This window comes from Arthrobacter alkaliphilus (genome assembly GCF_021483235.1).
Taxonomy (GTDB): domain Bacteria; phylum Actinomycetota; class Actinomycetes; order Actinomycetales; family Micrococcaceae; genus Arthrobacter; species Arthrobacter alkaliphilus.
Map to the genome: position 1 here is coordinate 42,843 of NZ_JAKEEC010000026.1, position 18,259 is coordinate 61,101.

General features: G+C 62.9%; 16 protein-coding genes and 1 pseudogene. 14 read left to right on the plus strand and 3 right to left on the minus strand.

Annotated elements, in window-relative coordinates; genetic code table 11:
- The first annotated feature begins 13 nt into the window (after positions 1 to 13).
- The 8 genes from L0B83_RS16055 (at position 14) to L0B83_RS16090 (ending at position 8,872) form a co-directional block, all read left to right on the plus strand.
- Complete coding sequence (locus L0B83_RS16055) at positions 14 to 1,336, plus strand: ABC transporter substrate-binding protein (protein ID WP_234759556.1); 1,323 nt, start codon at positions 14 to 16, stop codon at positions 1,334 to 1,336.
- A gap of 29 nt (positions 1,337 to 1,365) precedes the next feature.
- Positions 1,366 to 2,298 carry a carbohydrate ABC transporter permease gene (locus L0B83_RS16060; protein WP_234759557.1) on the plus strand — a complete coding sequence of 311 codons (933 nt, stop codon included), beginning with the start codon at positions 1,366 to 1,368 and terminating at the stop codon, positions 2,296 to 2,298.
- 40 nt (positions 2,299 to 2,338) lie between these two features.
- On the plus strand, positions 2,339 to 3,703 hold the full coding sequence (locus tag L0B83_RS16065) for an MBL fold metallo-hydrolase (protein WP_234759558.1): 1,365 nt from the start codon (positions 2,339 to 2,341) through the stop codon (positions 3,701 to 3,703).
- A 75-nt stretch (positions 3,704 to 3,778) separates the two neighbouring features.
- On the plus strand, positions 3,779 to 4,531 hold the full coding sequence (locus L0B83_RS16070; RefSeq protein ID WP_234759559.1) for an HAD family hydrolase: 753 nt from the start codon (positions 3,779 to 3,781) through the stop codon (positions 4,529 to 4,531).
- 267 nt (positions 4,532 to 4,798) lie between these two features.
- The gene (locus L0B83_RS16075; RefSeq protein WP_234759560.1) at positions 4,799 to 5,947 is read left to right on the plus strand and encodes a glutathione-independent formaldehyde dehydrogenase; all 1,149 of its coding nucleotides are present in this window, start codon (positions 4,799 to 4,801) and stop codon (positions 5,945 to 5,947) included.
- Between the two features lie 27 nt (positions 5,948 to 5,974).
- On the plus strand, positions 5,975 to 7,123 hold the full coding sequence (locus tag L0B83_RS16080; protein ID WP_234759561.1) for a zinc-dependent alcohol dehydrogenase: 1,149 nt from the start codon (positions 5,975 to 5,977) through the stop codon (positions 7,121 to 7,123).
- Positions 7,124 to 7,137: 14 nt separating this feature from the next.
- Entirely contained in the window at positions 7,138 to 7,722 is a 585-nt protein-coding gene (locus tag L0B83_RS16085) for a hypothetical protein (protein ID WP_234759562.1), read from the plus strand.
- Between the two features lie 148 nt (positions 7,723 to 7,870).
- Positions 7,871 to 8,872, plus strand: a complete 1,002-nt coding sequence (locus L0B83_RS16090) for a hypothetical protein (protein WP_234759563.1) — start codon at positions 7,871 to 7,873, stop codon at positions 8,870 to 8,872.
- 6 nt (positions 8,873 to 8,878) lie between these two features.
- On the opposite strand, the pseudogene L0B83_RS16095 reads toward L0B83_RS16090, so the two are convergent.
- The 3 genes and pseudogenes from L0B83_RS16095 to L0B83_RS16105 all read right to left on the minus strand — a co-directional run.
- Positions 8,879 to 9,172: pseudogene (locus L0B83_RS16095) on the minus strand (substrate-binding domain-containing protein); the annotation flags it as partial.
- A gap of 13 nt (positions 9,173 to 9,185) precedes the next feature.
- Positions 9,186 to 10,085, minus strand: a complete 900-nt coding sequence (locus L0B83_RS16100; protein WP_234759564.1) for an AraC family transcriptional regulator — start codon at positions 10,083 to 10,085, stop codon at positions 9,186 to 9,188.
- A gap of 289 nt (positions 10,086 to 10,374) precedes the next feature.
- On the minus strand, positions 10,375 to 11,535 hold the full coding sequence (locus L0B83_RS16105) for an ROK family transcriptional regulator (protein WP_234759565.1): 1,161 nt from the start codon (positions 11,533 to 11,535) through the stop codon (positions 10,375 to 10,377).
- Positions 11,536 to 11,779: 244 nt separating this feature from the next.
- On the opposite strand from L0B83_RS16105, the gene L0B83_RS16110 reads away from it, so the two are divergent.
- From L0B83_RS16110 to L0B83_RS16135, 6 genes are read left to right on the plus strand one after another with little or no spacing between them, the layout of a single operon-like run.
- Positions 11,780 to 12,946 carry a Gfo/Idh/MocA family protein gene (locus tag L0B83_RS16110; RefSeq protein WP_234759566.1) on the plus strand — a complete coding sequence of 389 codons (1,167 nt, stop codon included), beginning with the start codon at positions 11,780 to 11,782 and terminating at the stop codon, positions 12,944 to 12,946.
- A 1-nt stretch (position 12,947) separates the two neighbouring features.
- Positions 12,948 to 14,375, plus strand: a complete 1,428-nt coding sequence (locus L0B83_RS16115) for an ABC transporter substrate-binding protein (RefSeq protein WP_234759567.1) — start codon at positions 12,948 to 12,950, stop codon at positions 14,373 to 14,375.
- A 39-nt stretch (positions 14,376 to 14,414) separates the two neighbouring features.
- Complete coding sequence (locus L0B83_RS16120; RefSeq protein ID WP_234759568.1) at positions 14,415 to 15,395, plus strand: carbohydrate ABC transporter permease; 981 nt, start codon at positions 14,415 to 14,417, stop codon at positions 15,393 to 15,395.
- On the plus strand, positions 15,395 to 16,255 hold the full coding sequence (locus L0B83_RS16125) for a carbohydrate ABC transporter permease (protein ID WP_234759569.1): 861 nt from the start codon (positions 15,395 to 15,397) through the stop codon (positions 16,253 to 16,255). Before L0B83_RS16120 ends, L0B83_RS16125 begins: the two co-directional genes overlap by 1 nt.
- 21 nt (positions 16,256 to 16,276) lie before the next feature.
- A complete protein-coding gene (locus tag L0B83_RS16130; protein ID WP_234759570.1) occupies positions 16,277 to 17,305 on the plus strand; it encodes a zinc-binding dehydrogenase in 1,029 nt (342 codons plus the stop codon).
- 31 nt (positions 17,306 to 17,336) lie between these two features.
- Positions 17,337 to 18,197 (plus strand): sugar phosphate isomerase/epimerase family protein, encoded by an 861-nt coding sequence (locus L0B83_RS16135; RefSeq protein ID WP_234759571.1) that lies wholly within the window; start codon positions 17,337 to 17,339, stop codon positions 18,195 to 18,197.
- Positions 18,198 to 18,259 lie beyond the last annotated feature (62 nt).

Below are 18,259 nucleotides of genomic sequence, written 5' to 3' on the forward strand. Positions count from 1 at the left end.
ATAGGAGAACAAAGTGACACCGAACACCAACCCTGCGCACATGCACGGCAAGCGCTTGATATTTGCAACATCGGCATTGCTTGCCGCGGGGCTCACCCTCACCGCCTGCGGTGCCGGCACGAATGCCGGGTCCGGCAGCACAGTCCCCGCAGACACCGGAGCACCCGCGACCATCACCTTCATGGAGGCGATGTCGTCAGGCGCACAGAAGACCGCACTGGCCAAGATGACCAAAGACTTCATGGACAAGAACCCCAACATCAAGGTCCAGTTGCAGGACCAGCCCGATTACGGGACCCTGCAGACGAAGATCAATGCCCAGACCGCGGCGGGGACACCCCCCACGATCGCGCAGGTGTACGGAAGCTGGGCCGATGAATTCGCGGCAAGCCAAGTAATCGTCCCCTTGGATGACTACGCGGCCAAGAGCGATCAGTATCAGAGCTTCTTCACCGGCATCAAGAAGGACATGAAACTCGCCGACGGCAAAACCTGGATGTGGCCCTTCAACAAGTCCGTCGTGGTCCAGTACTTCAACCCCACCATGGTGCCGGCGGCGCCCAAGACCTGGGACGAGTTCGCCGCAACCGCGAAGGCAGCGTCGACAGGCAACACGGTTGCCCTGTCGATCGACCCGGGCAGTTCCTCGGGACCGGCCGGCGGCACGGCATTCTTTGAGATTCTGGCCGAATCGATGGGCGATCCCGTCTTCGCGGCCGACGGGACGCCGCAGTTCACCAAGGACGGCGCGGTCAAGGCAATGGACTATCTTGTCCGGATGAAGAAGGAAGGCTCCCTGGCGCTGGGGACCAACTACCCCGGCCAGGCCGCACTGGGCGGCGGCACCGGCGCGTTCGATGTTTCCAGCGTGGCCAGCTACCCGTTCAACCTGAAGGCTGTGGGCGACAAATTCAAACTCGGCGTCGCGGCGCTGCCCTCAGGCCCCAAAGGTCCGGCCAACCAGCTCGCCGGCACCAACATCGCGCTCTTCTCCAAGAGCTCGGACGCCGAAAAGGCTGCAGCCTGGAAATACATGCAATTCCTGACTTCCCCCGAGGAAATGGCGTACTGGTCGGCCACGACCGGCTACCTGCCCGTCAGTAAGGACGCCATGGCCCAGCCGGCGTTCAAGGACTACGCTGCCAAGACCCCCTTCGTGACCGACGCCACCAACCAGCTTGACTCCGCCACTCCCCTGCCGCCGAAGTCCTGGGTCAACAAGGCCTCCGGCGCGCTGGCCCAGGCCATCCAGGCCGCCGTCAACGGGTCGACCAGTTCCCGGGATGCCCTGGCCGCCGCCCAGGACTCCGCCATGAAGGCCATGAAGGGTTCCTAGTAACAGCTGTGGAAACAAGAACATCCACCATGAGCCCCACCACGGGAACTCAAACGAATGCCCAGGCGATCCGCAGCGGCCGGCTCACCCGGCCGCTGCGGATCGCCGGGGGGCGGACATGGCGCACCCCAGGTAACCCCCACGGGCGGGTGGGGCGGCTGCTGCAGCCAGCTGCCGCCGTCGCCGTCGGACTCCTGTTTCTGATCCCCATCCTGTGGATGCTGATCACGAGCGTCGCCTCGGACGCGGACGTCTTCACCTTCCCGCCCAAGCTCTGGCCGGCCTGGGACTTTTCCAACTACGCCAAGGCTTGGGGCAAGAGCCCCTGGCTGACGTACTTCGGAAACACGGTCCTGATCGCAGGCAGCGTGGTCTTGTTGGTCCTGATCACCTCGCTCCTGGCGGGATTCGCGTTCGCCCTCATGCGGTTCCGCGGCAAGGGGGTCCTCTTCCTGCTGGTCATGAGCGCCATGATGGTGCCCCAAACCGTGTTGCTCATACCCAATTTCATCATTGCCCAGAAGCTGGGATGGTACGACACCTACCTGATTCAGATCGTCCCCTGGGGCGCATCGGTCTTCGGGATCTTCCTGCTCCGGCAGTTTTTCCTCACACTGCCCAAGGAACTTTTTGAAGCAGCCGAAATGGATGGTGCCGGCCCGTTCCGGATGCTGTTCTCGGTGGCCGCGCCGCTTGCCGCGCCCAGCCTCGTCCTGGTGGCGCTGAACTCCTTCATGGGTTCCTGGAACGCATTCGTCTGGCCCTACATCATGACCAAATCCGACGCTGTCCGGCCCATAGAAGTAGGGCTTCAGGCCTTCTACGGCACCGAGGGAACAGATTGGACAGGACTCTGCGCGGCGGTCTCCTTTACCACGCTGCCCATCATCGCGCTCTTCCTGTTCCTGCAAAAATATTTCGTCACCGGCGTCTACGGCACACAGGGCAGTGTCCGTGGCTGACGAACCACAACACGATCAACACCCACGAACGGGGCCAGGCATGACAACAATTGAATTCTTTGGCGGGATCGGAGTGATCGGATCGTCCAAGATCATGGTCTCCACGCCCACCGCGCGCGTGCTCCTGGACATGGGCTTGGACATCCCGTCCGAGCAAGACTTGTTCCGGGCCCCGGTGCGGGAACGCCCCGGGTTCGAACTGCGCGATCGCCTCGCCGTCGGGTATGCCCCCGCCATTCCCGGTGTCTATGACCCTGCCCAGCTGCACCCTGGCGCAGACCTGGGCCGACCCGACAACCGACAGACCGCCGTGTTCCTCTCCCATGCCCATCTGGACCACGACGGCGCCCTCGGCTTCCTCAGGCCCGACATCCCCGTGTACGCGCACCCCGACACGGTACTGCTCGAGGCGGCCATTGCCGTCTCCGGGACCGCAGGGCCCGGCAACCAGCCGGACTTGACGCCCATCACAGGGACGGTCGCCATCGGGGACATCACCGTCGAAGCGGTTCCCGTTGACCACGACATCCCCGGGGCATGCGGATTCCTGGTCACGACACCTGATGGAACGCTCGCGTACACCGGGGATTTGAACTTCCACCGCGACGGCGCGATGCGCAGCCGGGGCTTCGTGGACCGGGTCGCGGGGGTGGACATGCTGGTCACCGAAACAACCTTGCTCTCCTTCGATATGCCGGCCGACGCCATCGTCCAGGAACCCCGAAGCGAAGCAGACATACTCGATCTGGCCGCAGAAGCCATGACGCGCGCGCCCGGGCTGGCCCTGGTAAGCATGTACGTCCGTGATGTGGACCGCGCCAAGCGCCTCATCGCCCATGCAAGCGCACACGGCCGGGTCCTGGTCTGGCCCGGGCAGTCCGCCGCACTGTTGCACCACTACGGGGTCGAGGGCGTCTTCACGTGGGACCATTCCCGCCCGCAGACCAGCGGCCATACGGAAGCGGTGGTGCGTGCCGAAGCGAGCGGACGGGGATCAATCCGGACCGTAAGCCTGGACGCCGTCCGTGCCCACCCGTCGTCGTACTTGGTCCAGCCCGACGTCTCAGACGTACCCAGCCTCTTGGACCTCCCCCTCGCCTCGCCGCATCGGGGGCTAGGAACGTTCGTACCGTTCATCCACGCCCAAGGCGAGCCCTTGGGCCCGTTCATGGCCAACTGGCACACCTACCTGGAATGGCTCGACCTGCTTGACATCACCTTTGTCAGCATCGGCTCCACGGGCCATGCCACCGGTGAAGCGCTCCACAAGATGGTCGCGGACATCCACCCAGGCGTCGTCGTTCCCATCCACGGATTCAGGCCCGAAGCCCTCCAAGTGGACGTTCCCAGGCTCCTGCCCGAATACGGGGCCTCCTACACCCTTGACGGCCGCAAGCTCCCTTAAAGTCCTCAGCGAAGGAGCTCCGGCCAAGCGGCCGGAGCTCCGGCGGCGCGTCACTCCAATGATCGAAAGTCTCCCATGAATACCCTCCCGCCGGCTGTGGCCAGCGATGCCACCGTCTTTGACTCACCGTTGCCGCTGCTGGTTCTGGACTTCGATGGCACCATTTGCCTCGGGGACGGACCCGTACACGCCTACGCCGAAGCCGCCGGCCGCAGGCTCCCGGCACCGACCAGCAGGACCTTGCTCAAGGCCTTGGACCGCTTCCTCAACAACGACACGGACGAACGGCGTTACCCTGACGGTTACGCCGCCGTCGCGGGCCTCTTCGGGCCCCACCTCCAGGCCGATCAGCTGAATGCCGCCTTTACCGAAAGCCGCCAGCGCCTGGACGCGGGCGAGGTGGCAATATCAGCCCCACCCCGCCTCGCCGAATTCCTCCACGGCCTCGCAGGCCGTGCACTCCGGGTGGTCGTGACCAACGCTCCCGCGTCCGGCGTGAACGAAAGCCTCCATGCCCTCGGGCTCGGCGGCCATATCGATGCGGTCAGGGCGGACGCCGGCAAACCCTCCGGTTTCAGTGGGCTGCTCCCCCAAATGCTCCGAAACCGCGCACCCCGTCGCGTGCTCAGCGTCGGCGACATTTGGGAAAACGACCTGCGGCTCCCCCATGAAGCCGGCTGCGCCACGGCGTACATCGATCGCCACAAGCACCCGAGCGGCCCGTCCACTCTTCGCGGCCCCGACTTCCCGTCCCTCTATCCAGCGATCCAGGCCTGGGTGGAGAACCCGGACAGATTTCAGGAAAGCGGTCGCACTAGCCCGGCCTAGCAGAACCCGCCGAAATTGTTTCGGTCCGCTACCCCTCGACATACTTACTAAGCTTGCTTAGCATTAACGGACGGTAGCTACCGATTTCGCAAAGGAGTGCGGCCGGGCTTCCCGGCCGGCCACTTCAAATTCTCGGGCCTTAGTTGGAATTCAGAGGTCCCAAACGTATCCCATGCCCTAGCGGCTCACGCCCACCTACTTGGGTGACGTGCGCCCTGGACCATGCATGCGCCTGGCCACAGGGTGGACATAGGAAGAGAGCGAACAATGAAGGCAGTAGTTTACAAAGGACCGAACGACGTCAGCGTTGAGGAGATCCCCGACGCCAAAATTGAGCACCCCGCAGATGTGTTGGTGCGCATCACCTCAACGAACATTTGCGGTTCCGACCTCCACATGTACGAAGGCCGCACCAGCTTTGAACCCGGCCGCTCCTTCGGACATGAAAACCTGGGTGAGGTGGTGGAGACAGGCCCTGCCGTGAGCAAGGTCAAAGTGGGCGATCGAGTGGTACTGCCGTTCAACGTCGCCTGCGGATTCTGCAAAAACTGCGAACGTGGCTTCACCAACTACTGCTTGACGATGCAGCCTGAACCCAAGCTCGCCGGAGCCGCCTACGGCTTCGCGGACATGGGGCCATACCAAGGTGGACAAGCCGAATACCTGCGCGTGCCGTACGGGGACTTCAACTGCCTGCGCCTTGGCGAGGATGCGGCGGAGAAAGAACTCGACTACGTCATGGTCGCGGACATTTTCCCCACGGGGTGGCATGCCACTGAACTGGCCGGGGTGTACCCGGGCGACTCTGTCGTGATTTACGGTGCAGGCCCCGTGGGGCTCATGGCGGCCTACTCGGCGATCATCAAAGGCGCCGGCAAAGTCATGGTCGTCGATCGCCAAAATGACCGGCTGAAGCTGGCCGAACAAATCGGCGCCATTCCTGTCAACGATTCGGAAGTGGATCCTGTCGAATTCGTCAAGGACCAGACCATGGGCTTCGGCGCGGACCGGGGCTGCGAATGCGTGGGCTACCAGGCGCACGATCCCGGCGGAAACGAACAACCCAACATCACCCTGAACCGGCTGGTGGACTCCGTGCGCTTCGTCGGCGGCCTGGGCGTGGTAGGCGTGTTCCTGCCTCAAGACCCCGGCGCTCCCGACAAGCTCGCCAAGGAGGGCCAAGTGGCCTTCGACTACGGAAACTACTGGTTCAAAGGGCAGACCATGGGCTCCGGCCAGTGTCCCGTCAAGAAGTACAACCGGGCCCTGCGCGACCTCATCGCCGGCGGAAAGGCCAGTCCCTCTTTCATCGTCAGCCACGAGCTGCCGCTGGACGAGGCCCCTGAGGGCTACAGGAACTTCGACAGCCGCGAAGACGGCTGGACCAAAGTCGTCCTCCACCCGGCCGGGGTCTGAGAGAGTTCCGGAGAGGACGTAGCGCTGATGCGAGCGATGGTTTACCGCGGCCCGTACAAGGTACGGGTCGAAGAGAAAGACATTCCGAAGATCGAGCACCCGAACGACGCGATCGTAAGGGTGAGCAGAGGGGCCATTTGCGGCTCCGACCTGCACCTTTACCACGGCATGATGCCGGATACCCGCGTGGGAATGACATTCGGTCACGAGTTCGTGGGGACCGTGCACGACGTGGGCTCATCAGTGCAGAATCTGGCGGTCGGCGACCGGGTGATGGTGCCGTTCAACGTCTACTGCGGCTCCTGTTATTTCTGCGCCCGCGGCCTGTACTCCAACTGCCACAACGTCAACCCCAATGCGACGGCGGTGGGCGGCATCTACGGCTACTCCCACACGTGCGGAGGGTACGACGGCGGGCAGGCGGAATTCGTGCGGGTTCCCTTTGCGGACGTGGGGCCGTCAAAGATTCCGGACTGGATGGACGAGGAGGACGCGGTGCTGCTCACCGACGCCTGCCCCACCGGGTACTTCGGCGCCCAGCTCGGGGATATCGTTGAAGGCGACACCGTGGTGGTGTTCGGCGCCGGCCCGGTGGGTTTGTTCGCAGCCAAGTCCGCATGGCTGATGGGGGCCGGACGGGTGATCGTGATCGACCATCTGGAGTACCGGCTGGAGAAGGCGCGGTCCTTCGCTCACGCCGAGACGTTCAACTTCACGGACTACAAAGACATCGTTGTGCAGCTGAAGAAGGAAACCGACTATCTGGGCGCCGACGTCGTCATTGACGCCGTCGGCGCCGAGGCTGACGGCAACTTCCTCCAGCACGTCACCGCTTCGAAGCTCAAATTGCAGGGCGGCTCCCCCATCGCCCTCAACTGGGCCATCGATTCCGTTCGCAAGGGCGGCACGGTATCCGTCGTCGGGGCGTACGGACCCATCTTCAGCGCCGTGAAGTTTGGCGACGCGATGAACAAAGGCCTGACCATGCGGATGAACCAATGCCCGGTCAAGCGGCAGTGGCCGCGCCTGTTCGAGCACATCCGTAACGGCTACCTGAAACCCAGCGACATCGTCACCCACCGCATTCCGCTGGAACACATCGCGGAGGGATACCACATCTTCTCCGCAAAACTGGACAATATCATCAAGCCGCTGGTTGTTGCCGGCCAGTCCTGAAGGGAACGCGCATCATGACTGAGACAGCCACGCCATATATCGCCGGCAAACGCACACCAAAGAAGTCCGCGGATGACCTGCGGGCACAGATCCCGGGATGGGGCGCTGACCTCGACCCGGCCGACCGGCCCTCCTACCCCCGGGAGCAACCCGGGATCGAAACAGGCGCGCATTGGGACTTTCCGGAACGCCAACCGGAGAAATGGCCCCGGGAACGATCCATCGAGCACGCCGTCCTGCCCCCGGTTTTCGGGACCTCCACCCCTCCGGCCGGGGTCTCGGGTGCCATCCGGAGATATGCCTACAAGTACAGTGAGGGCCGGGCGGCGCACTGGCTGTTGCTGGTCGCAGCCGACAGGGTGGACGCCTGGGAGCACCATCTGAAGTCCTTTGCGACTCTCCACCCCGACAACCCGTTCACCGAGACCGGGGTGGCCAGTGAGTTCCGCCGGCACGGCCTCAGCTCACGGTACGGGCAAAAACGCGCGGACGTGAACCACCAATGGATCGATCCGATTATCGTCGGAGGCCCTTGGATTCTGGCCGCCATAGGGATTGGAGCTGCATTCAAGGCACTGCGGAAGCAGCGTAGCGCCTGACAACAACCTGCCACGGGGGCGCAGGGTGTCACCGGCAATGTGCGTACCGGTGACACCCACCCGCGGCTTTAGACCCGCGCCGCGCGCCGAAGCCCAAGGAGGAAAACGTGCAAAACAAATTCATGCCTGCCCTTTGCGGCAGCCCCCTGTGACTGAACCGATCCGGGTCGGGTTACTGGCGGACCCCGCCTCGCCTACGGAAATCGCGCGCCTCCTGACTGACCTTGGTCCGCAGGACGGCCGGGATAGCAGGGGCTGGGACATCGAGGTGGTGAGCGAACCCTTCACGGTGGATTGCGAGGACGTCGACACTGCCATGGCCCGGCTTCACGAACATGCTCGACGGCACGAATGGGAAATGGTTATTGGGCTGACCGAACTTCCGTTTCGTGACGGGGATGAGGGCCGCTACTTGCTCGCCGAGGCCGACCGGCGGCAGTCCACAGCCATGCTGTCACTGCCGGCGCTCGGCGGGTTCGGCATGCGTGCTCGGGCCCGGCGTGCAGTACGCGCGCTGATCCGCGGCATGGCATCGGATACGGAGGCGGACCATAGCCAGCAGATGCCGCGCTTCACCAGCCGCGGGCGGTTGCTTGTCGGCATGGTGCTTGCCAACCGTCCGTGGCTCCTGGTGCCCGGGCTCAAGTCAGCACTGGTGGCAGCGTTGGCAACAGGGGCGGTGGCAACCATTAACTCAACGGTTTGGTTGCTCGCCAGTTCGCTGTCGCCGTGGCGCCTTGTGGTCGCAACGATCGCCTCGATTGCCCTGGTTGTTGGGTGGCTCGTGGTCGACGGCGGACTGTGGGACCGGCCCGACGACGGTTCCGTGGACGCCAGGAAAAGATCCCGCCTCTACAACACCTCAACACTGATCACGCTGACAATCGGCATCATCATCTGCTACTTGGCGCTCTATGTGGTCAACCTGGCCTGGGCGCTGTTCATCCTCGACCCGGCCGTAATGGGCAACTATCTCCACTCGAAGCTCGGCTATGGCGACTTGTTCGTCCTGTCCTGGTTCGTCGCGTCCGCCGCGACCGTCGGAGGCGCCCTTGGCACGGGACTGGAATCGGAGGAAGCAATCCGCGCGGCCGCGTACTCCAAACGGGAGGAGGAGCGCCGCAATCGCCTCGCAGGCAAGAAACCCTAGGCTGGTTGCCAATGCGGTGAAGTCCTGGCGCACCGTGGTCAGCGGCGGCAGGAAGTAGTCTGAACCTTCTCTATCGTCGAAGCCGACGATGCTGACGTCGTCCGGCACGCGGACGCCGTTTTCAGCGAATGCCCGAATGAGCCCGAGGGCTGTGTGGTCGCTGGCTGCGAAAATTGCTTGGGGAACCTTGCCGTCATGGACGAGTTGGAGGCCAGTTTCGTAGGCCCAGCGGGGGCTCCAGTCCCCCTCGAGGCAAAGCCCAGGAGTGAGCCCTGCAGCACGGAGAGCGGCCTCCCCCCGGTTCGGTCGGATGCTAGGGGCTCAATGACTCCCGCAGCTGTTGCATTGCAACACGAACTACGGTCTCGGATCGGTGGATCTCCCTCACGTTCATCCCGGTAAACTCTTTCACTGCACGGCGCATGTTCTGGACGTTGCTGAATCCGCTTGATGTCGCGATTTCTGAGTAGGTCATTTTTTGTGCGTCGGCCTGAAGGAGGAGCTCCAGCGCTCTTCGAGTCCTCAACGCGCGTATACGCTCACCGAGGTGCAGTTCCTCATTCTCGAAGAAGTAGAACAGGGAGCGACGGGAGAGATTGAACCTTTCGGCGACCATTGCAACGTCCAGATCGGGATCGCTAAAGCTGGCTTCAAGGTATTTCTTCACGGCCCGGCTTAGAGCTGGTTTCTGCGCCTCGTCGCTGACCGGCGTTTCGAGCAGGGAACCCACAAGGTTCGCCATCACGGATCGGAGGATGTCTGCAGTTCCCGACGCCTCCCGGTCGATGCCTGGCCGCTTCCAACTCAACAGCGCAGGGATCACGAACGTGCCGACAATGGGGTGCTTTGCGAGGTCAGGCAGGCGAAGCAGGGAGCGCAACGCGCCCTCGCTCACCTCCAGACTGCTGCGGTCAACGTTGATCTGTACGGCATGAAAACCCTCCGGCGCATCGAAACTGCCGCCGACCGAGGTATCGATGAACCTGACTGAGCCCGGCGGTATTGGCTCTGGTACGCCGTTGAGTGCGAGGGTCAGGGCGGGCGCTTTGCGGAAATAGACCAGCCGCAGGTCGTGGGTGTCGGGATTGGGCGCCCACGAGCCCACTGCGGGGGCGTTGTATATTTCTATGAGGCTGAAGCCTGGACCGGCGAGGCTGAGGGCCGAAGGAGCGAAAAGCACCGGCGCCGCATCTTTCGACTTTTCCAACCGCATCGGAGCTTCGACAGCACTGCTGTACCAGGTTCGCCAGTGTTCGAACCTTTGTTCGGGAGTGAGGCCTTCCGGCACAGTGTATCGTCGCAGCTGGCCGCTGTTCTCACCGGCAGATTGAGGCATAACATCCTCCTTTTTCGCCAGCGTGGACCTTCATGGCGGTCCAAGGGCGGGGCCCCGGCGTCTTGGGGCAGCGGTCGCTGTGGCACGCAAGGCGGGCCAGAAAAGCCGCAGCTGGTAGGCCTATTTTAGTCGTGTGCATCTCTAATTGGTACGTTGATGGCTTCTGTCATGCCACGGCGAGATCGTTGACCCGCTGCGGGGCGAGGACATGTTCGATGGCCAGGATGCCGGCCCCGACCACTCCGGCTTCCGGGCCGGTTTCGGATCGGGTGATAGTCAAGTGCTGGGTCGCCAAGGGGGTTGAGCGGGAATAGACGGTTTCACGGATGCCGGCAATCAAATCTTCTCCGGATTGTGCAAGGGATCCACCGACGACAATCAAGGAGGGGTTGATGAGGCTCACACACATGTTGAGCATCTCTCCGATGTCGCGGCCGGCCTGCCGTACGGCTTGAATGGCAGCCCGATCGCCCGAACGGACGAGTGAGACGACATCGTTCGCGGTGACCGCTTCGAGTCCGTTTTCGCGGAGATGGGCGGCGACGGCGGGTGCGCCTGCGATGGCTTCGAGGCAGGCGTCCTTGCCGCAGCGGCATTGGATCCCTGCCGCCTTGGAAATGGCAATATGGCCGACATCTCCTGCGACCCCTGCCGCGCCCCGTTGCAATATTCCCCCACTGATAATCCCGGAGCCTATGCCGGTGGCAACTTTAAGGAACATCATGTTGTCCTCGTTGGGCCAGCGAGTAGCCCGCTCGCCGAGGGCCATGATGTTGACGTCGTTGTCGACCAGTACGGGAACGTCAAAGGTCTGCTGAACGTATCCGGGTACATCGAATCCGTCCCATCCCGGCATGATCGGCGGGCTGGTCGGCTTTCCCGTGGAGTGTTCGACCGGACCGGGAAGCCCGATGCCGGCCGCGACGATGTCCGCTGCCGGACGCTTCGCCGTTTTCAAAAGACCCTGCAGCGTCATCGCCAGCCAGTCCAGAACAGCTTCCGGTCCGCACGAAATCTCTAACCGGTCAGTGGTTTCGAAAAGAATCTTGCCCGACAGGTCGGTGAGGGCCACGGTTGCGTGGGTTGCACCGATGTCGGCGGCAGCGGCCAGCCGCGAACCCGGGTTGAAGGCCAGCCGCGCCGAGGGGCGCCCTCCTGTCGATGCCGCATCCGACACCGGTACGACCAGTCCGAGCTCCAGGAGCGCCTCGAGGCGGGAACTGATAGCGGCCCTCCCCAACCCCGTTATCGCACCCAGCTCGGCCCTGGTTCGCGGACGCCCGTCCCGCAGAATGCGCAAAAGCTCGCCGGGGCCGCCGTTGTCCATATCTCTCCATTTCGAGGGTCTAAAAGGTGGCTGGAGCTGGGCACCAATACGCCGCGCTCACAGGCCCGAGGGCACCTTGCCTCCACTCAGTGTTGAGGGGCATATTCGGTCCCGTCCACCCGTCCACGCCCAAAGCATCAAAAGGTGCAACTTCGGCGTGCGCTCCATCGCCAAGAGCGTCAAAAGGTGCAGACTTTTGCTTGCTCACTGACAAAAGCCGCGTGGTGCGTGTCACTGTGGCGGCATGGAAAACGACAAAACCACGACAGCACCTTCCCGGATACGGGCTGGCTTCGTCGGTGCCGGGTTCATGGCTGACGTGCACAGCAAAGCCGCCCGGGCCGCGGGGGCGGACCTCGCTGGCATCGCTTCCTCGAGCCATGCCAGCGCCGCCCGCGCCAAGGATCGCCTGGGCGTCACGCAGGCTTACGCCTCCGTCCAGGACCTCGTCGAGGACGACACGATCGACGTCATCCATGTGTGCACTCCCAACGTCACCCACGCCGCGCTCGCGGAGGCAGCCCTGAACGCAGGCAAGCATGTTGTCTGCGAGAAGCCCCTCGCCACCAATGTGAAGGACGCTGTGGCACTGACTGCCCTTGCGAACAGCCGGGGGCGCACCGCTGCGGTGCCTTTTATCTACCGTTTTCATCCCATGGTCCGGGAAGCTCGGGCCAGGGTGCGGCTTGGCCAAGTCGGACGTGTCCTGACCGTCCAGGGTTCATTTCTTCAAGACTGGCTTCTGTCGAGCGAAGACGACGACTGGAGGGTCGATGAAAGCCTGGGCGGCCCCTCACGGGCCTTCGCCGATATCGGTTCGCACCTGTGCGACGTCGTCGAATTCGTACTTGATGACCGGATCAGCAGCCTGGCCGCTCTGAACCGGACCGCCTTCAGTCAACGGGCGGGCCGGGACGTCCGGACCGAGGACATTGTTTCGGTCGTCTTCGAGACGAGCGGCGGTGCCGTGGGGACGCTCCTGATCAGCCAGGTCGCCCCGGGGCGAAAGAACCGCCTGGCCCTGGAAATTTCAGGAACGACGGAAACACTGACCTTTGACCAGGAGCAACCGGAAACCCTGTGGGTCGGGCGCCGTTCCGGCTCCCAACTGCTGGTCCGCGATCCGGCAGCCCTTGATCCATCCGCTGCCCGATACTGCAGCCTGCCCCCAGGCCATCCGCAGGGCTACCAGGATGCCTTCAACGCCTTCATCTCCGATGTTTACCTCGCGGTGAGAACCGGGACAGTTCCGGACGGCTTGCCCCTGTTCGAGGACGGCCTGCGGGCTGCACGACTCACAGCAGCCGTCCAGCGCTCCGCCCGTGAAGGCGGCTGGCAAGAAGTTCCACCCAACCACCCGGAATCCACCGGGCGCAAAACACCACTATTAACCCTTAAGGAAAGGCAGTAGGATGATCCGTTCTCTCCATCGCGCAATGCGATCCCGCATCGGTGCGGGCCTGGGAGCCGCGCTCACCGTGACCCTGTTGGCAACCGCATGCTCGGGCGGGCCGGCAGCACCCAACACCGCCGCAGCCAAACCGGCAGAACTGCGGATGCTCTACACCACCGATGAAGCCAATAGCGCCGCCGTCGCATCGCTTGTACCCCAATTCAAGGAAAAGTTCGGGATCGATCTGAAGATCGACAACCAGCCGTACGACGCGCTGCAGCAGAAGGTCTTCTCGGAGTTCGCGTCCAACAGCAGCTACTACGACATCGTCGTCGTCGATACCCCGTGGGCGCCGGCCCTCGTGCAGAACCTCGAACCCCTCACCCCGTACATCCAGAACCCGGCCCTCAACCCCGACAGCCCGCAATCCAACGTGAGTGACTTCATCCCCAAAGTGTTCTATGACACCGCTGTCTACAACGCTGAGTCCCCGATCAAGCGCTACCCGGATCCTACGGCGAAGCCGGACGTGTCCGCGATCAAGAACGCCGGATTCGACGTGTACGGAATGCCGATCCAGTCGAACGTGGCGGTCATGGCCTACCGCAGCGACCTCTTCAACGACCCGACCCAAAAGGCGAACTTCAAAGCAAAGTATGGCAAGGACCTCACGGTTCCGAAGACTTGGGACGACTATGCCCAGGTAGCGGAGTTCTTCACCCAGCCCGACAAGAAGCTTTACGGCACGACCGTCATGGCAGGTGTCGGAGACTGGGCCACGGACGACTTCAAGACCCTGCTGGCATCGTACGGCGGAGACGGGACGCTCGCGGACGAGGGCGGCAAGCCTTCGTTCAACACTCCGGAAGGGACCCAGGCCCTGGCCTATTACGCCAAGCTCGCACAAAGCGGACATGTCCCTCCGGGCAGCACATCAGCTGATTGGGGCACGACAGCCGAATCGTTCGGCAGCGGGCTGACCGCCATGACGATCAACTACCACGACCTCAAGCTCGCTGACAACGTCAAGGGCGGAACAATCGGCTACGCCCCCGTCCCCACCGCCAAGTCCGCCGGCCCGCACTTCGGTACATGGATGCTGAGCGTGAACAAGAATTCCAAGAACAAGGAATGGGCTTACCAGGGAATCAGCTGGCTGACTGCCGCTGAACAGCAGACGACGATGACCGCCAAGTCCCTGCACCCCAGCCGTGCCTCCGTCTACGCGGGTGTCAAGAGCGACAACCCCCTCGCTCCCTTCTACGACACCCTCGGGAAATCCCTCGCTGTCGGCGTTGGCCGCGCACGGCTGACCAACTACACCGAAGTCAGCCACGAAGTGGCCGTCGCGGTGAACAACGCGGCAACAGGCGCTTCCTCACCATCGGATGCCCTCAAGTCGGCATCAGACAAGGTTTCGGCCCTCCTTAAATCGGCCGGCTACTAACACAACGGACCGCTCAAGGTCGCCCAAGGAGTATCGACAATGAAAGCAACCGCCGCACCATCGGATGCGTCCTTGACGGTTGACTCTTCCCGCCTCGCGGCCGGCCGTACCACGGCCGGTCCGCGGGACAGGAAGCCGCTCACCTGGAAAAAACGTTCCACCCCGTGGGCCTACATGGCCCCGGCCATGCTCGTCCTGCTGCTGATGACGGTGGCCCCGGCCATCTTCATCTTCTACTCGGCCTTCCGCAACGACAAGATCCTCGGAGGAGCCGGCAAATTCGTCGGGTTGGACAACTTCATCAAGGCGGTCACCAACGCCTCCGTCCAGCACGCATTCCTCATCACTTTCGGCTTCGTCGCGGCTGCCGTGATCTTGGAGATGATCCTGGGATTCGCCCTGGCACTACCGCTGGCGGCCCAGACCCGGGCCAACAAAGTCGGGGCCGCCCTCATGCTGCTCCCGTTCGCCGTCACCCCGGCGGTCGCGGCCATGGTTTTCAAGCAGCTGCTGAATCCCAACTACGGTTGGGTCGGTTACTACCTCGGCGTCTTCGGATTCCCCAAAGGCGTGGACCTGCTCGGGGATCCGACATCCGCATGGATCGTCCTGATCATTCTCGATCTGTGGCAGTGGACACCGTTCATCGCGCTGATCCTCATGGCCGGCCTCCAGTCCCTACCCGGAGAGCCCCGGGAAGCGGCCATGGTGGACGGAGCGACCCCATGGCAGATGTTCCGGCACATTACCTTTCCAGCCATGGTGCCGTTCATTGCCATCGCGGCGGTGCTGAGGACCATCCAAGCTTTCAAGACCTTCGATTCGTTCAAGATCCTCACCGGAGGCGGACCAGGTGAATCGACCGAAATCATCAACCTGGGCATCTTCCGCGTAGGCCTTCAGAGCTTTAATGTCGGTCTCGCCTGCGCCTTGGGCGTGGTCTTCCTGATCATCCTCTCGCTCCTTGTCCCCTTCATGCTTCGCGTCATCGGCCGCCGAGCAGACCCCGAGGAAATGTAATGACAACGACATCATCAACCAGCCGCGGCGGCGCAGCGGCACGCGTCATCATCGGACGCACTTTCCTGTGGGCATGGCTCCTGATCGGCCTCGTGCCGTTGGTGTTCATGCTTGTCACCTCCATCAAGCCGGCGGGGATAGCCAACCAGATTCCCCCGGCCTGGATCTTCCAGCCCACACTCGACAACTACGCCGCCGTGCTGTCACCCGGAGGCGGGAAATCCGAAAGCTTCGGTCAGCTGCTCAGCAACAGTGCCATTGTCAGTCTCGGTGCCACTGCCTTGGCAATCGTCGTCGGCGTCCCTGCCGCATATGCCCTGACAATGCGCGATTTTCGGGCCCGCAAAGGCCTCTCATCGTGGATCCTGTCGACGTACATGTTCCCTCCCATCGTTGCTGTCATCCCGATTTTCGTCTTCGCCGGCAAGCTCGGGCTCATGGACACTTACCCGGTCCTGATCGTCCCGTATGCCGCCTTCAACCTGCCTATCGTGGTCTGGATCCTGCGCAGCTCCATCCTGCAGCTGCCCTACGAGATCCAGGAAGCAGCCATGGTCGACGGGGCCTCCACATGGCAGGTTCTCCGCCGGATCATCTGGCCTCTGCTGGTGCCGTCGGTCGCGACAGCCGCCGTGCTGACCATCGTCCTGTCCTGGAACGAATTCCTGTTTGCCCTGTCCCTAACCCGCAGCGGAGCGAAGACCGCGCCTGTCGGCCTGCAGCAGTTCACCGGCATGTACGGGACGGACTGGGGAAACATCACCGCCGCCGCGACCATGATCGTCGCACCCATTTTGGTTCTCATGGTCGTGCTGCGCCGCCAGATGGTAGCCGGCCTCACCTTCGGCGCGGTCAAGTAAATGAGCATTGGAGAAACAAAAATGAAAGCAGTTATCCTTCCCGGCGACAAACGAGTCACCGTTGTGGAACGCGACGTCCCGGAACCGGGACCATACGAGGTACTGGTAAGGACCCGCGCATCCGCTATCTGCCGCAGCGACATGAGCATCTACTACGGCACCCCCATCGTCGGGGGCGAAGGTGCCGGCCAAGGTTCGGTAATCCCCGGGCATGAAGCGGCCGGCGAAGTCGTCAAAATCGGGAGCGCGGTGACCCACGTCAAAGAAGGCGATCGGGTGGCCGGCTACCTCGCCCTGGGCTGCGGATTCTGCGAGTACTGCCTTAGCGGCTACATGATGCTGTGTGACGAGTGGAAATGCTTCGGTTTCGACGTCCACGGCGGTGACGCCGACTACTTTGTGCTTCCCGAACGCAATTGCCTTCAGCTCCCCGACGAACTCAGCTTCCGCGCCGGCGCAGTGATGACCGACATGGTCGGCAGCCAGTACCACGTGCAGAAGCAGCTCGGTGTGGCAGGCGGAAAAACCGTCGCTGTCTTCGGCATGGGACCGATGGGGTCCGCCGCGGTACTCATCGGCAAGGCTTTCGGCGCCCGGGTCATCGCAGTCGACGTCATCGACCACCGGCTCGAACAGGCCAGCTCGCTCGGCGCGGACGCCGTCATCAACAGCACAACAGTCGACGCAGTCCAGCAAATCCGGAACCTCACCCAGGGCCGCGGAGCGGACATCTGCATCGATTGTTCCGGCAACCCCGCCGGACAGAACGCGGCTTTGGACGCCGCGGCCAAACTAGGCGCCGTCGCCTTCGTCGGCGAGTCGCGGGCGACACAGATCAACCCCAGCGACCAGATACTCCGGAAACTGCTCACGGTGGTCGGCGGCTGGTACTTCCCCATCAGCGACTGGGAAGAAATCGTACGCCTGGTCATCGACCAGAAAATCCCCGTCGAAAAGCTCATCAGCCACGACTTTTCCATCGATCAGGCCGAGGAAGCCTTCCGCGCCTTCGACCAGCGCGAAACCGAAAAAGCCGTCTTCGCCTGGTAAACCCCAACAGACGCTCCCAAGGAGAGAACCCATGTTCAGATATGCCGCCGAACTCGTCCCCTACCACGACCACGGCTTCGAAGACTCGATCCGCGACCTTGCCGAGATCGGCTTCAAGGAGGTCAACCTATGGTCCTCCGCAGCACCGCTGGCCCACCACGTCAACCCCGGAGATGACCCGGGCAAAATCCTTGGCGTGCTGGACAAATACGGTGTCAAACCCTGCGGCCTCACGGTCTACGGAAAGACCCAGGACGAAATCCTCGAACGGGTCGAGTTCGCCGCAGACCTCGGAATCAACACGCTCATCTTCGACTGCGAAGCCAACTACCCGGACTTCGTGTCCACCTTCCTGCCACCCATCGTCGAAGCGGGAGCCCGCCGCGGAGTCCGGATCGCGGTCGAGAACCACCTCACCGTCCCGTTCGCGGAGGACTTCGAATCCGGAGCCAACGAGGACAAGCGGTGGGACGAGGGCGTGGACACCCTGGCACAGATGAAGCGGCTGATCCGGGACATCGACGACCCTTACCTTGGGGTCTGCATCGCTCCGCCGCATCTGTGGGTCATGCAGGACACGATCAGCGAGGCGATTACCTTCCTCGCCGAACGCAAGCGGCTCTTCTACTACTACATCTGGGACATCGACCGCGCGTACAAGCACGGCACCGACGGGCTCAACTTCGGCCCCGCGGACCAGCAACTCCCCCGCCCGGACGGAACCCTCGACCACTCCGTCCTGCTGGGGACACTCCGGCGCGTCGGTTACGAAGGCGTCGCCAGCCTGAAATGCCATGGGACCCAAGGGTGGAGCTTCGAAAAAATCGGTGCATACCTTCGCGAGTCCGACGCCTATGTTAGGGATTGCATGAAAAAAGCCCACGCCCTCTGAGGATCCCGATCCACTAGACACCCCGCAAGGAGAACCCATGCCCCGCCCGTTTACCCTGTTCA